This is a genomic window from Conexibacter sp. JCM 18997 (assembly GCF_055391915.1).
This window is the reverse complement of record NZ_AP043885.1, coordinates 501989-516518: the sequence shown is the minus strand read 5'-3', so window position 1 is coordinate 516518 and position 14530 is coordinate 501989. Positions and strand designations below refer to the sequence as shown.

General features: G+C 72.6%; 13 protein-coding genes. 1 reads left to right on the top strand and 12 read right to left on the bottom strand.

All coding sequences use genetic code 11. From position 1 onward, the window contains the following. Position 1: 1 nt before the first annotated feature. The 5 genes from ACZ5UI_RS02690 to ACZ5UI_RS02670 are packed head-to-tail and all read right to left on the bottom strand — an operon-like array spanning position 2 to position 4692. Positions 2 to 1096 (bottom strand): branched-chain amino acid ABC transporter permease, encoded by a 1095-nt coding sequence (locus ACZ5UI_RS02690; protein ID WP_464193960.1) that lies wholly within the window; start codon positions 1094 to 1096, stop codon positions 2 to 4. Further along, positions 1096 to 1980, bottom strand: coding sequence for a branched-chain amino acid ABC transporter permease (locus ACZ5UI_RS02685; protein WP_464193958.1), 885 nt, complete (start codon positions 1978 to 1980; stop codon positions 1096 to 1098). The genes ACZ5UI_RS02690 and ACZ5UI_RS02685 overlap by 1 nt, the downstream gene beginning before the upstream one ends. Position 1981: 1 nt before the next feature. Further along, positions 1982 to 2683: an ABC transporter ATP-binding protein gene (locus tag ACZ5UI_RS02680; protein ID WP_464193956.1), complete on the bottom strand. Its 702-nt coding sequence runs from the start codon at positions 2681 to 2683 to the stop codon at positions 1982 to 1984. Beyond that, on the bottom strand, positions 2676 to 3425 hold the full coding sequence (locus ACZ5UI_RS02675; protein WP_464193954.1) for an ABC transporter ATP-binding protein: 750 nt from the start codon (positions 3423 to 3425) through the stop codon (positions 2676 to 2678). The genes ACZ5UI_RS02680 and ACZ5UI_RS02675 overlap by 8 nt, the downstream gene beginning before the upstream one ends. Before the next feature lie 4 nt (positions 3426 to 3429). Continuing rightward, a complete protein-coding gene (locus ACZ5UI_RS02670; protein ID WP_464197745.1) occupies positions 3430 to 4692 on the bottom strand; it encodes an ABC transporter substrate-binding protein in 1263 nt (420 codons plus the stop codon). A 297-nt stretch (positions 4693 to 4989) separates the two neighbouring features. Here ACZ5UI_RS02670 and ACZ5UI_RS02665 point away from each other — a divergent pair, with 297 nt between their 5' ends. After that, on the top strand, positions 4990 to 6744 hold the full coding sequence (locus ACZ5UI_RS02665) for a PucR family transcriptional regulator (protein WP_464193952.1): 1755 nt from the start codon (positions 4990 to 4992) through the stop codon (positions 6742 to 6744). A gap of 61 nt (positions 6745 to 6805) precedes the next feature. Here ACZ5UI_RS02665 and ACZ5UI_RS02660 read toward each other — a convergent pair whose 3' ends face one another. The 7 genes from ACZ5UI_RS02660 to ACZ5UI_RS02630 form a co-directional block, all read right to left on the bottom strand. Continuing rightward, positions 6806 to 7894: a DUF917 domain-containing protein gene (locus ACZ5UI_RS02660; protein ID WP_464193950.1), complete on the bottom strand. Its 1089-nt coding sequence runs from the start codon at positions 7892 to 7894 to the stop codon at positions 6806 to 6808. Next, positions 7878 to 9446: a hydantoinase/oxoprolinase N-terminal domain-containing protein gene (locus tag ACZ5UI_RS02655; RefSeq protein WP_464193948.1), complete on the bottom strand. Its 1569-nt coding sequence runs from the start codon at positions 9444 to 9446 to the stop codon at positions 7878 to 7880. The genes ACZ5UI_RS02660 and ACZ5UI_RS02655 overlap by 17 nt, the downstream gene beginning before the upstream one ends. Continuing rightward, entirely contained in the window at positions 9447 to 10457 is a 1011-nt protein-coding gene (locus ACZ5UI_RS02650) for an LLM class flavin-dependent oxidoreductase (RefSeq protein WP_464193946.1), read from the bottom strand. It abuts the gene before it with no gap. 12 nt (positions 10458 to 10469) lie between these two features. Next, positions 10470 to 12761 carry a xanthine dehydrogenase family protein molybdopterin-binding subunit gene (locus ACZ5UI_RS02645; RefSeq protein ID WP_464193944.1) on the bottom strand — a complete coding sequence of 764 codons (2292 nt, stop codon included), beginning with the start codon at positions 12759 to 12761 and terminating at the stop codon, positions 10470 to 10472. Further along, on the bottom strand, positions 12758 to 13222 hold the full coding sequence (locus tag ACZ5UI_RS02640; protein WP_464193942.1) for a (2Fe-2S)-binding protein: 465 nt from the start codon (positions 13220 to 13222) through the stop codon (positions 12758 to 12760). The genes ACZ5UI_RS02645 and ACZ5UI_RS02640 overlap by 4 nt, the downstream gene beginning before the upstream one ends. After that, positions 13219 to 14121 (bottom strand): FAD binding domain-containing protein, encoded by a 903-nt coding sequence (locus ACZ5UI_RS02635; RefSeq protein ID WP_464193940.1) that lies wholly within the window; start codon positions 14119 to 14121, stop codon positions 13219 to 13221. Before ACZ5UI_RS02635 ends, ACZ5UI_RS02640 begins: the two co-directional genes overlap by 4 nt. 75 nt (positions 14122 to 14196) lie before the next feature. After that, positions 14197 to 14517 carry a hypothetical protein gene (locus ACZ5UI_RS02630; protein WP_464193938.1) on the bottom strand — a complete coding sequence of 107 codons (321 nt, stop codon included), beginning with the start codon at positions 14515 to 14517 and terminating at the stop codon, positions 14197 to 14199. Between the last annotated feature and the right edge of the window lie 13 nt (positions 14518 to 14530).

Here is a 14530-nt window from a genome sequence, read left to right as displayed (position 1 = left end):
GCTACCCCTGTCCGGCCGGCGCGGGGACGGCGTCGTCGACCGGCACGGCCACCGGGTCGCCCCCGTCGCTGCGCGGACGCCGGCGCAGGCGCGGGAGCGTCAGCTCGCGTCCGCCCATGATCCCGGCGGGGCGCAGGATCAGCAGGAGGATGAAGACGACCGCCAGGATCGTGTCCGACAGACCCGGTCGGGGCGTGACGTCGAACAGCCCGAGGACGTCGCCGCCCTCGGCGCGGTCGAGCACCTCGCGCAGGACCGACACGAGCAGCGCGCCGATCACCGCGCCCGACAGCGAGTTGCGCCCGCCGATGACCACCATCGAGAGCACGATCAGCGTCGTGGCCAGGTAGATCGAGTCGGGGCTCATCGTGCCGACGGTCATCGCCCACAGCGCGCCGCCGGCGCCGGTGAAGAACGCGCTGAGCACGAAGGCCACGCCGCGCTGGGAGGGGATGTGCACGCCGATGCCCTGCGCGGCGATCTCCTCCTCGCGCGTGGTGCGCAGCATCAGCCCGAAGCGCGAGCGCTGGTAGAGGAACGCGACGATGATCGCCACCGCCAGCCACGCGAACGCGCTCCACATCGTGGTCGACACCGGGATCGGGAAGATCCCCTGCGGGCCGTTGGTGACCGAGGTCAGGTTCAGCGCCACGTTGTGCACGACCAGCAGCAGCGCGAACGTGGCCAGGCCGGCGGTCAGCCCGGACACGCGCATCAGGGGGATCGCCACGATCAGGGCGACGAGCGCCGCGATCGCACCGGCGATGATCGTGGCCAGCACCGGTGAGGCGCTCAGGTTGACGATGAAGTCCGGCGCCGAGCGCAGCGTCTGGCCCTTGATCACCGGCGGCAGCACGAACAGGCTGCCGACGTAGCCGCCGATCAGGGCGAAGCCCATGTGGCCGAAGGACAGGACGCCGGAGTTGCCGACGAACATGTACAGGCCGACGGCCAGGATGCCCAGGACGGTCGATTGCACGGCGACGGTCTTGATCGACTCGGCGCCGCCGGAGGCCAGCACCAGCGCGATCGCGACGATGCCGATCAGCAGGAACGGGGTGGAGATGCCGCGCGTGGCGGCTTGCAGACGCGACATCAGACGCGCTGGGCCTGGGAGCGAGACACGATGAGCCCTTGTGGACGGAGGACGAGCACGAGGAAGACGGCGCCGAACAGGAAGGCGTCGCGGTAGGGCGCCAGCGACTCGGGCAGCGCGACCTGCAGCACCGTCGCACCGACGCCGAGCAGGAGACCACCGACCGCGGCACCGACCAGCGACCCGAGGCCGCCGAGGATCGTGGCGATGAAGCCGTACAGGACGGGCGTCACGCCGCTGGTCGCGGTCACCGTTCCGGTCTGGGCCATGAACAGCACCGACGCGGCGCCGGCCAGCAGGCCGCTGATGGCGAAGGCCGCGGCGACGACGCGGTTGGCGTTGACGCCGAGCAGCCGGGCCATCCCGAAGTTCTCGGCCGAGGCGCGCATCTGCACGCCCAGCCTGCTGCGGCTGAGGAACAGCGCCAGGCCGCCGACCAGCACGAGCGTGGTCAGGATCGTGACGATGTCGAGCTTGCCGACGGTCACGCCGCCCACCTCCCACGACTGGCGGAAGAACGGCGACAGGTCGGTCGACTTGGGCAGGCTGCCCTGGCTGACGATGATCAGGTTCTGCAGCCCGAAGCTGAGCGCGAACGAGGTGATCAGCATCGTCGACGGATCGGCCCCCCGCAGCGGGCGGAACGCGATGCGCTCCATCAGCAGCGCGGCGACGATCGTGGCCGCGAGGCAGACCACGATGGCGATGGCCAGGTTCTGCGACCCGACCCAGACCAGCGTGTAGCCGCCGATCACGATCAGCTCGCCGTGGGCGAAGTTGATCAGCCGCATGATCCCGAAGATCAGGGCGATGCCGATCGCGTAGAGCGCGTACAGGCTGCCCAGGTCGAGGGCGTTGATGACGTGTTCGATGAACTCGCTCATGTCAGATCCCCAGGTAGAGCTCGGCGACGTCGGTGGTGGTGGCCAGCTCCTCCGAGCGGCCGGAGGCGACGATCTGGCCGTTGCGCAGCACGTAGGTGCGGTCGGCGAACTCGATCGTGCGGGCGGCGTTCTGCTCGACGAGCAGGATCGTCACGCCGGTCTCGCGCAACTGGCCGAGGACCTCGAAGACGAGATCGACGATCAGCGGCGCCAGGCCGAGCGACGGCTCGTCCAGCAGCAGCAGCTTGGGGCGGCTCATCAGCGCGCGGACGATCGCCAGCTGCTGCTGCTCGCCGCCCGACAGCTTGGCCGCCGAGCTGCGGTAGTAGCGGCGCAGCACCGGGAAGCGGTCCAGGTGCCCCTCGAGGTCGGCCTGCACCTCGTCGTCGCGGCGGATGGTCGCGCCGATGGCCAGGTTCTCCGCGACGCTCAGGCTGCCGAAGATCTCGCGACCCTCGGGCACCAGGGCGATGCCGGACTTGACGATCTTCTCGGGCCCGCGGCCGATCAGCTCCTGGCCCAGGAACGTGACCGAGCCGCTCTTGGGCGAGACCTGCCCGGTGATCGTGGACAGCATCGTCGACTTGCCGGCGCCGTTGGGGCCGATCAGGCCGACGGCCTCGCCCTCGTCGACGCGCAGGGACACGCCGCGCAGGGCGGCGATCGGGCCGTAGCTGACCTTCAGGTCATCGACCTCAAGCATGGGGCGCCTCCGTGTGGCCGGTGCCGAGGTAAGCCTCGAGCACCTTGGGGTCGCGGCGCACCTCGGCCGGCGTGCCGACGCAGATCGTCTGGCCGTGGTCGATGACCTGGATGCGATGGCACAGGCGCATGACCAGCGCCATGTCGTGCTCGATCAGCAGGATCCCGCAGCCGTCGGACTCGGGCATCTGCTGGAGCACCTGGAAAAGCTCTTCGCTCTCGCTCTCGTTCAGACCGGCGGCCGGCTCGTCGAGCAGCAGGAAGGCGGGCTCGGAGGCCAGCGCCCGGGCGATGCCCAGCCAGCGCTCCTCGCCGTAGGGCAGCGAGCCCGCCATGTGCTCCGCCTTGGCGCCCAGGCCGAAGCGCTCGAGCAGCGTGTTGGTGCGTTCGCGCGCCTTGGCGCCGTGGACGCCGGCGCCGAACGCCGCCGCCTCGACGTTCTCGAAGACCGTCAGGTGGCGGAACAGGCGCACGCTCTGGAACGTGCGGGCCAGCCCGGCCTTGAGGCGCCGGGCGGGTGAGCGGCCGGTCACGTCCGCTCCGGCCAGCCACACCGACCCTTCGGTCGGGGGCTGGTAGCCGGAGAGGACGTTGACGACCGTCGTCTTGCCGGCGCCGTTGGGGCCGATCAGGCCGAGGATCTCCCCCGGGGCCAGCGAGAGGTCGACTGAGTCGACCGCTCGCAGGCCACCGAAGCTGACGGAGATGCCCTCGGCCCGCAGGCCGTTGTCCGGCGCGTTCATCGGTTCAGCAGGTCTTGTCCGGGACGTCCGTCGCGGTGACTTCCTCGACGAACTTCTGCTTGCCGTTCTCGTAGGCGACGACCGCCTCCGGACGTCCGACCGGGATGTGGCAGTCGGCGGTGTAGGTGGTCGGGCCCATCAGCAGCGGCTCGTCCGTGAACGTCTCCAGGGCCTTGGCCACCTCGGCGCCGTCGGTGGAGCCGCCGGCCTTCTCGATGCCCTTGGCGATCGTCTCGACCGACTCGTAGCCGCTCATCGTGTAGAGCGCGCTGGTCGCCTCGGCACCCGTCTCCTTCTGCACCGCGGCGAAGAAGTCGTTCTGGGCCTGCGACGCGTTGCCACCCACGCGGGAGGCCGCGGTGGTGATGTAGAAGTCGCTGATCCCGGGGACCGTCTTGACCCAGTACTCACCGTCGTAGGCGCCGGTGCCGAGCACCGGGACATCCGGCATCGCCGAGCGCAGCTGGCGCAGGGCGGTGACGCCGCCGGTCGGGTAGGAGCACAGCATCACGACGTCGGGGTTGGCGGCCTTCACGTCAGCCACCTGCGAGGAGAACGACGTGTCGGTGTTCTGCATCACGTCGGTGCCCAGCACCTTGCCGCCCAGGGCCGTGAACTCCTTGTCGAAGTTGTCACAGACCGAGGTGGTGAAGGCCAGCGAGTCGTCGCGGATCAGAAAGGCCGTCTTGTAGCCCTGCTTGTTGGCGAACGTGGCCAGCGACGAGCCGTGGGTCGGCGAGCCGACGTACGTGTTGAAGACGAGCTCGCCCAGACCCTGCTTGCCGAACAGCGGACCGCCGGCGCAGCCGATCGACAGCACGCCCTCCTGGCTGGCCGCCTGGGCCGCCGGACCACCGATGTCGTAGTCGCACGGGGGAACGACGAACTGCGCGCCCTTCTCGATGACCTGCTGCGCGGCGGTGCGGCTCTTGGCCTGGTCGCTCGCGCTGTCGGCCGCGACGATCTCGATCTTGCGGCCGTCGACGCCGCCCGCGGCGTTGATCTCGTCGGCGGCCACCTTCATGCCGACGGCGACCTGATCGTCGAACGTCTTCATGAAGCCGGTCGAGGACCCAGCGTGACCGATGATGATCGGCTCGGTGCTGGCGGCGGTGGTGGATGAGGCGGCTGCGGTGCTGGCCGACGTGCTCGAGCCGGTACTACCCGAGTCGTCACTGGAGTCGCCGCACGCGGCGAGTCCTGCCGACAACGCCGCGGCGCCGAGCAGCGCAGCGACGCGCCGCGTGGTGAACGCGCGGTGGTGCATGGTCACGGTCCCTTTCCTGGGGGAGGCTGACGGGGTGGAGCAGTTGCCGTGCGGGAGGCCATCGAGGCGATCCCTGGTCACGTTGGCGGCAACTGTAGGTCGACCTTCCGGCGCCGACTTCGGCGCATCTGACGAACTCGCGCCCCGCTTCTGGGCAGCCCGTCCAACCCCTCGAAACCACCCGCGTTCAGCCCGTTTTGAGCGGGTGTACCGGCGGTCGAGGCCCCGGTGCCTCACGCTGTACACGCAGGCCGATAGAGACCCCGGCGTATCGAATTAGGCTGGGCCACCTACCCCATGACGCCGCCTGGAAATCTCACTCGCACCCCCGCCGCGACGGTCATCGCCGACCATCGCGCCCACCGCGACCGCCGGGTGGCCGCGCCCCCGCGGGAGGTCGATGGGGAGACGAGCGGGACGCCGACGATCGAGCTGCTGCTCGACCGCCTCGGCCCGCCGGTGCTGGACGTGATCGCCGCGCCGCACGGCCTGGCGCTGCCCGTGCGCGCGCCGGTGATCTACGACGCGTCGGCGCCGCCGTCGATCCGCGACGGCGACCTGCTGCTGGCCGTCGGCGTGCCCGCCTCCAGCGCGCAGGGCGTGACGCTGCTGCAGCACGCCGGGCGCAACGGCGCGGTGGCCGTCGCCTTCAAGGCCACCGACGACCTGGATCTGCTGGCCACCGCGGCCGACCGCGCCGGTGTGGCCGCGCTCGTCGTGCCGCCCGAGCTGGCCTGGGACGACCTGCACGGCCTGCTGCGCACGGTGATCGCCACCGCCGGCGAGGCCTCGACGCTGGGCGTCGGGTCGCCGCTGGGCAGCGAGCCGCTCAGCGACCTGTTCGCGCTGGCCAACGCGGCGGCGGCCAACCTCGGCGGGCTGGTCGTCCTGCACGACCATCGCCTGCAGGTGATCGCCTTCTCCACGCTGGAGTCCGACACCGACGACCTGGCCACGACCTCGATCCTGCGCCGGATGCCGCCGGAGTGGTTCACCGCCTGGTTGGAGTCCTCGGGCAACCTGCGCCGGCTGCTGTCGGACGACGGCTGCGTGCGCCTCGAGCCGCCGGGGGCGCAACCGCGCCTGATGCGAGCGATCCGGGCCGACCGCGAGATCCTCGGCTGGGTGTCGGTCATCGTCGGCGAGGGTTCGCGCCCGGACGAGTCGATCCTGGCCGAGGCGGCGCGCGTGGCCTCGCTGGAGCTCGTGCGCCTGCGCGGTGCCGAGGACGTGGACCGGCGGCTGCGCACGGAGATCCTGCGCGGTGTGCTGGCCGGGCGCTCGAGCGTCGGGCTGCTGGCCGGGCGCATCGGCAGCGCGACCGATCAGCCCGCGTGGCTCGTCGCGCTGGCGCCCGAGCCGGGCCGGGCCGCCGACCATCCGACGGCGATGGAGGTGACCTGCCGGCGGCTGGCCGACGTGTGCGCGCTGCGCGCGGAGTCGCTGGAGCGCCGCTCGGCCATCGCGGTCGAGAACGGCCGCCTGTACCTGCTGGTCCCGGGCAGCGCGAGCCGTTCGGCGGTCAGCGACCTCGTACGCCACGTCGTCGACCACGCCGCGTCGCGGCTCGACGTCGAGGTCGGAGCCGCGTTCGGCGAGGTCGGGCGCCTGGACGCGCTGCAGATCGCCCGTGCCGACGCCGACCGCTCGCTGCGCCGTCAGGCCGAGCTCGGCGTGGCCGACATCGACGCCTGGGACGAGTTCTGCGCGAGTTCGGTGCTGGAGGAGCTGAGCGAGTACGCCGCCCAGCACCAGCGCCTGCTGCGCGGCCCGATCGCCACCTTGGCCGAGCTCGACCGCAACGGCCGCGGCGGGCAGCTGCACACCTTGCGCGTGTTCCTGGACTGCTCGGGCGACTTCACCGCCGCCTCGGCCCAGCTGCACGTGCACCGCAACACCCTGCGCTACCGCATCCAGCGCATCACCGAGGCCACCGGCCTGGACCTGGCCGACCCGACCGAGCGGCTCGTGGCCGAGCTGCAGCTGCGCCTGCTCGAGCGCGCCGGCGACGCGGCATTCGCGTCAGCCGAGCGCCAGGCCGCCGCTTCCTGAGCGCGCCGCGCTCGTGCCGAGCGACGTCGGCTCGGGCGCGCGGCGGGTACGACGGGCAGCGTCAGCCCGCCGCGCCCATCCGCTGCTCGATCGGCACGAAGTCGAACCCGTAGCCGAAGTACCGCGGGCCGACGATCTCCAGGCCCGCCGGGCTGCGCCAGCGCTCGTCGCAGGGCACGGCCAGGACCGACGTGCGGTAGCCGTAGCGCATGTCCTCGGTCATCACGGGCTGGCCGCTGTCGCTCTCCAGGACGATGATCAGATCCGGAACCGAGGCGACGAGCTCGCCGTCGCGCTGGGCCACGAGGTGCTCGTTCTGGGAGTACAGCCACAGCGTCGAGCCGGCGTCGGCGCCCAGGCCCTCGATGGCCACCTCGGCGCGGGCGAACCCGCCCTCGGTGCGGCGGTGCACGTCGACGACCTTGCCGTCGAAGATGCGGTAGCCGCCCAGGCGCTGGGCGATCGCCGACACCGGGTCCTCGTGCGCGGCGCGGGTCTCACGCACGAGCACGCCGAGGTCGCGGGCGATGGTCAGCGAGCCGTCGATCGCCCCCTCGCGCATCTCCGCCACCGTGGCCGGATACAGCGCGATCAGGGCGGCGCAGCCCATGTCGATGGTCAGCGAGCGGGCCAGGCGCTCGGTCCACTGGTTGTCAACGGCCTCGATCGTCGAGGCGTTGCCCTTGTCGTCGGCGATGGCCATCGGCGACGCGGTGCGGCCGAACACGCCCGGCAGGACCATCTGCAGCTCGGGGAAGGCCCGGCCCATGAAGTCGGCGTCGATCAGCGGCACGTGCGCCTGCGCGGCCAGCGAGATCGGGATCATCGAGTTGATCCCGCCGATCTCCATCGGCACGGTCGCCACCGCCTTGCGGCCCAGGTGCGCCTGCAGCGTCTCGAACGCGTGCAGCACCTCGTCGCCCCGCGGCAGCTTCTCGACCATCACGGTCGGCGCGCCCATCATCGCCACCGGGATGATCAGGTCGTCGTCGTCCAGCTCGTCCAGCGACACGAGCGACACGGGGCCGTGCTCGCGCATCGCCTCGCGGGCCAGCAGCTTGCCCACGTACGGGTCGCCGCCGCCTCCGGTTCCGAGGATGCCGGCGCCCAGCGCGATGTCCTCCAGCTCCTGCTCATCGATGAGACGCAACGCGCTCCTCCTTGGTGTTGAGGTCCCCGACCGCCTTGGCCCGCACGCGCATCGCGTTGCCGGGCACGTAGGCGATCGACATCTCCTCCACGTCCACGATGCGCACCGACCCTGGCGCCGCACCCGCATCCACGGCCCGCTCGGCCGCCAGCTCACGCGCGCGGTCCAGCGCCTGCGCGCGCGTCAGCCCGTGCCCGAGCGAGAAGATCTGGTCGACCTCGCCGCCGACCTGCGCGATCGCCGCGCCCAGCGCGTTGGCCACCGCGTAGTGCGACGGGCGGATCAGACGGGTGGCGCCGGGCAGCACGTCGCTGAGCAGCACGCCCCCACCCCCGACCAGCACGACCGGCACGTCGCCCGACGCCGCCGTCTTGACCCGGTCCAGCGCGTCGGCCACGCGGCCGTCGATCTCGGCCAGCGCGATGCCCAGCGTGCGCCCGTCGATCTCGCGGGCCAGCTCGGGCGAGCCGATCTCGGCCCGCCCCGCGGCCACGGCCACGTCGGTCGCGGTGACCGTGTCGCCGCCGAAGACCCGCGCCCGGTGCACGAGGTCGTAGCCCACGCTGCGCGGCCCGATCGTCGCGCCGTCGTCGGTCACGATGCTGCCCCCGCCCAGGCCCAGCGAGATCAGGTCGGGCATGCGGAAGTTCGTGCGCACGCCGGCCAGCTCCGCCGTCGCGCGCGCCGCCCGCGGGAACCCGTTGACGAGCATCCCCAGGTCGGTCGTCGTGCCGCCGATGTCGATCACCGCGCAGTCGCGCTCGCCCGACAGCACGGCCGCGCCGCGCATCGAGTTCGTCGGCCCGGAGGCGAAGGTCAGCACCGGGAAGCGCTCGGCGAAGGCGGCGGTCATCAGCGTGCCGTCGTTCTGGCTGATGAACACCGGGCACTGCACCTGCAGCTCCTCCAGCGCGTCGCGCAGCGCGCGGGTGATGCGCGCGCCCAGCGCCGACAGCGAGGCGTTGACGATCGTCGCGTTCTCGCGCTCGAGCAGGCCGACCCGGCCGATCTCGCTGGACAGGCTGATCGACGCCTGCGGGACCGCCTCGGCGATCAGCTCGGCGACGCGCCGCTCGGACTCGTCGTTGGCCGGGGAGAAGATCGACGAGATCGCCACTGCGCGCAGCCCGCGCGCGGCCACGTCGTCGGCCACCGCGCGCACCGCGCCCTCGTCCAGCGGCGCCAGGCGCCGCCCGTCGTACTCGTGCCCGCCGCTGACCTGGAAGGTGTGGTCGCCGACCGCCGAGCGCAGCCGCGCCGGCCAGTCGATCAGCGGGCGCAGCGCACCGGTGGGCAGACCGACCCGCACGCAGGCCACCTCGAGCAGGTCGGTGCCCTGGGCCAGCGCGTTGCCGAAGTGCGTCGTGCCGACCATGACCGAGTCGACGCCGGCGGGCGACACGCCGCTGCGGTCCAGCAGCGCGGCCACCGCCTCGCGGATGCCCTCCAGCACGTCGGCGCTGGTGCGCCACTTGACCGCGGCGAGCACCATCCCCGCCTCGACGAGGACGGCGTCGGTGTTGGTCCCTCCGACGTCGATCCCGATCCGCATTCAGCCTCGCAACTTGGGCAGGACCTCGGCCGCAGTGAGCTCGAGGACCTCCACCGATCGGTCCTCGGGCATGGGGAACAGCGCGACCGAGTCCGAGCCCGCGTCCAGCAGCGCCTGGATCTTCTCGGCGCACTCGTCCGGGGTGCCGGCGATGACCAGGTCCTCGAGCCACTGATCGGGCATCTCGCGCGTCACGACCTCGGCCGCGTCCGCGCCGCCGCGCTCCACCATCTCGGTCAGCTCGTCCTGGATCCCGTACACGGAGGCCAGGGCGGATTGGGACATCGTGGCGAGGTAGAAAGCGGTCACGGGGCGAATGATCGACTTCGCCTTCGCGCCGTCGAGATCGGGAGCGTAGAGGGCGAACGTCGTGACCTTGTGCGGCGCGCCCTCGCGACCGGCCTTGGCCTGGCCCTCGGCGACGCGCTCGCGCAGCCACTTGACGTACGCCGTGCCGGCCAGGACCGAGATGATCGTGCCGTCGGCCACCTCGCCCGACAGGTTCAGCATCTTCGGCCCGACGACGCCCATGTGCAGGCCCGGGACCGTCTCGGGTGGGTGCACGAGCTTGATCGCGTCGAACGAGAAGATCTTGCCCTCGGCGGTCACCTCCTCACCCGACAGGAGCGCGCGCACCGAGCCGACGCCCTCGCGCAGCGCGGCCAGCGTCGACTTCGGCATCAGGCCCATCTGGCCGACCCAGTGCGGCACGCCGAGGCCGAAGCCCGGCATCAGGCGCCCGGGGTACAGCCGCTCGAGCGTGGCGATCTCCATCGCCGACACCGCCGGATGGCGGGCCATGACCGAGATGATCCCCAGGCCGACGGGGGTCGACTGCGTGGCGGCCAGGGCGGCGGCCGCGGTGGCGATGCCGCCGTTGAAGAAGTAGTCCTCCGGCGCCCAGATCTCCCCGAAGCCGAGGTCCTCGACCTTCTTCGCGGTGGGGGCGATGAGCTCGGGCGGCAGGCTGCTGCCGATGACGGCTCCGACGGGAGCGCGATCGCTGGCCATGGTGAGTTCCTTTCAGTGGGTGGACGACGCGAGCGCTTCGAGCACGCGGAACGGGGTCATCGGGAAGGCGGGGGTGGCGCCGATCGCGTCGGTCACCGCACAGGCGATCGCGGCGGCGACGGGGACGATCGGCGGCTCGGCTGCGCCCTTGACGCCGAGCGGGCCGTACTCACACGGGATCTCGATCAGCGCCAGGTCGATCGGGACGACGTCGGCCACAGTCGGGAGCCGGTAGGACTCCAGGCTGCCGTCGAGCACGTTGCCGTCCTCCACGCGCAGCTCCTCGAACAGCGCGTAGCCGATGCCCTGCATGACGGCGCCGTGGACCTGGCCCTCGATCATCTGCGGGTTGATCGCCTTGCCGACGTCCTGGACGATCGCGTAGCGCAGGATCTCGACGTGGCCGGTCTCGGGATCGACCTCGACCTCGACCTGGTGGGCGTGGAAGCTGGGCGCGCCCAGCGCGGTGAGCAGGCCGCCGGTCATGCAGGCGGCGTCGAAGGGCAGCGGCGGCGTGATGAACTTGCCGCTGGCGCTGATCGGCCCGCTGCCCCACAGCGCCGTCTGGGCCACCGCGGCGAGCGCGACCTTCGAGTCGGGCGAGCCGACGACCGCGGCGCCTCCGTCGCGCAGCTCGATGTCGTCGGGGCTGGCCTCGAGCATGTCGGCGGCGATCTCGGCGATCTGCCGGCGCACGCCCTCGGCCGCGTCCTGCGCGGCCGCGCCGACGCCGAACGTCGTGCGGCTGCCCTGCGCGCCGCCGTCGTAGGTGCCGGAGTCGGTGTCGGTCTCGGCCAGGTAGACCTCCTCGACGGACAGGCCGAGCTCGTCGGCGACGATCTGGCGCACGCTGGTGGTCATCGCGCCGGTGCCGATCTCGGTGCCGCCGCTGATCACGGTGACCGACCCGTCCTCGTTGAGCTTGACGTTGGCGCCCGCGGGATTCGGGTTGGTCAGCCACACGAGCGGGACGATCGCCGTGCCCCGCAACCAGCCCGGCCGGGTGGGCGGCGCGTCGGGCGCCCACGGCGCGAGCTCGGCCAGGCGCGCCATCGCGCCCTCGATGAAGGCGTCGGGCAGCGGCTGGCCGTTGACCATCGACTCGCCGGCGACGAGCACGTTGCGCGCGCGGAAGGCCCGGCGGTCCAGGCCCAGCTCGCGGGCCACGTGGTCGAGGTGCAGCTCCTGGGCCAGCACGCAGTACGGCCCGCACACGCCCCGGAAGGCGGCGGTCGGCGGGGAGTTGGTGTAGGCGACCTGGACGTCGTAGGCCACGGCGGGGATCCGGTAGGGCCCGGCGGTGACCAGCGGCGCGGCGGTCGCGCAGCCCGGGGTCTCGCCGGAGTAGGCGCCGTTGTCGACGACGAACCAGCCCTCCTGGGCCAGCAGCTCGCCGTCGGCGGCGACCGCGGTGCGCAGCCGCACGGTCGCGTTCTCGCGCGGCCCGGCGGTCTCCAGCTCCTCGCGGCGCGTGTTGGACAGGCGCACCGGGCGGCCGGTGGCGCGGGCCAGCATGGCGGCGTAGGGCTCCAGCAGCGCGTCGAGCTTGCCGCCGAAGCCGCCGCCCACGGTCGGCACGATCACGCGCACCTTGGCCGGCGGGATGCCGAACAGCTCGGCCACGCGGTCGCGGACCAGGTACGGGTACTGCGTCGAGGTGTGGATCACGAAGCGACCGCTCTCGTAGCGGGCCACGGCCACGTGCGGCTCGATCGGCGACTGGTGCTGGCGGGGCACCGCGATCTCGTCCTCGACGATCAGGTGGGCCGCCGCGAAGGCCGCGGCGACGTCGCCGCGGTCGATGCGCGAGTGCCACACCACGTTGTTCTCCCGCGGGCCGCTCTCGCCGACCGCCCCGTAGGACGCGACGTCGGGATGGATCGTGCGCGCGCCGGGTGCCAGCGCCTGCGCCGGCGTGGTCAGCGCCTCCAGCTCCTCGAGCTCGAGCTCGATCGCGGCCACCGCCGCCTCGGCCTGGGCCAGCGTGTCGGCGGCCACCGCGGCGATCGGCTCGCCCCGGTAGCGGATCTCCTCGGAGGCGAACGCGGGCTGGTCCTTGACCATCCACCCGCTGATCACCGCCGGCACGTCGGCGGCGGTCAGGATCGCGCGCACGCCAGGCAGCGCCCGCGCGGCGGTCACGTCCAGGCGCACGATCCGCGCGGCGGCCACCGGCGAACGCAGCAGCCGCGACTGCAGCATGCCGTTCTCGACGTGGTCGAAGGTGTAGATCGCGTCGCCGCGCACCTTGGCGTCGCCGTCGGAGCGGCGGACGCTGGCGCCGACGGCCGGGGCCAGGCTCATCGGCTGGCCCCCGCGGCGGCCAGCGCCCCGTCGACGATCTTCTGGTAGCCCGTGCAGCGGCAGATGTTGCCGCTGAGCGCGGTCTCGACGTCGCCGCGATCGGGCGGGGGCTCGCGTTCCAGCAACGCGGTCAGCGACATCAGCACGCCGGGGATGCACGCGCCGCACTGCACGCCGCCGTGCTCCAGCAGCGCGTCCTGCAGCGGCGACAGCGACGCGTCCGGCGCGCTCAGCCCCTCGACGGTGCGCACCTGGCGCCCGTCGGCCAGGACCGCGGGCGTCAGGCAGGCGACGACCGGGTCGCCGTCGATCAGCACGGTGCACGAGCCGCAGCGCCCCTCTTCGCAGCCGGGCTTGGCCCCGGTCAGCGCGAGATCGTCACGCAGCACGGTCAGCAGCGAGGTCAGGCCGTCGACCTCGACCTCGTGGTTCTGCCCGTTGACGGTCAGGCGGGTGGTCACGCCGTCGCCTCCTCGGTCGTGGTCAGTCGCCGCAGCGCGCGGCGCACGAGCACCGGCAGCACCTGGGCGCGGTACCAGGCCGGGGCGTCCAGGCCGTCGCGCGGGCGGACCTCGGCACCGGCCGAGGTGGCCGCCGCCTCGATCGTGTCGTCGCTGAGCGGCGCCCCGAGCAGCGCGCCGGCGGCGCCCGTCAGCAGCCGCGACGTCGCCTCGACCGAGCCGGGTGCGATGCGCGCGTCGACGACGGTGCCGTCGGCGGCGACGTCGACCGACACGGCCACGGCGGCGACGGCGTACTCGCCCCCGCCGCGCACGGTCAGGCGCTCATAGGTGGAGTGGCGTCCGGCGGGCAGGGGCACCCGCACCGAGGTGATCAGCTCGCTGGTCGAGCGCTGGCCGCGGATGGGCAGGAAGTCGGCGACCGCGAACTCGGCGCGCGTGTCGGCCGCGGTCAGGCGCACCGTGGCCTGCGCGGCCAGCAGCGCGGGCACCAGATCGGCCTCGGCGAAGGCGATCGTGGCCAGGTTGCCGCCGATCGTGGCCATGTTGCGCACGGCCGGGAAGGCGGAGATCGCCGCGGCCCGGCGCACGACCTCGTAGGCCGCGCCGGCGGCGGGCACGGCCGCCAGCTGCGTGTGGGTGCTGAGCGCCCCGAGGACGATCCCGTCGGCCACCAGATCGGTGCCGCGCAGCTCGCGCGCACCGGCCAGCGCGACCTGCACCGGCGCCAGCGAGCGACCCAGCTGGGCGGCGCGCATGACCCAGGTCGCGCCGGCCAGCGGCGCCGCGTCGGGTCCGAGGTCGTCGAGGAGCGCGACCGCGGCGTCGACGCTCTCCGGCCGCCGCACCTCGACGCCCTGGAGGTCCAGCGCCGGGGTCGGGGTCCGCGAGATCTGCATGGACCGGATGCTGAAGCGCGGACCCCGGCCTTTCTTCATCGCGCCGCACGAACCCGGCGGCGCGATGAAGTGCAATTAGACGATCAGCTCGCCGTGCACGGCGACCGACGACGCCACGTAGGTGGCCCACTCCTTCAGCAGCTGGACGACCTCCTCGTCGGTCGACAGACCGGTGGTGTAGGAGTCCAGGTCGGTGATCTCGACCACCTCGAGGTACTGGGCGGGCAGCGCGTCGTCGCTGCCGTCCAGGTTGCCCTCCAGGCGCGTCACCTCGTAGCTGAGGATCGGCTCCTTTGAGCGCGCGATCGGGTAGTCGACGCGTCGGATCCAGGCCTCGTACTCGGCGGGATCGGTGCCCTCGTGGAGGGTGTTGAGGAAGAAGACGCGGTTGGCCATCGGGGTGCGGTCC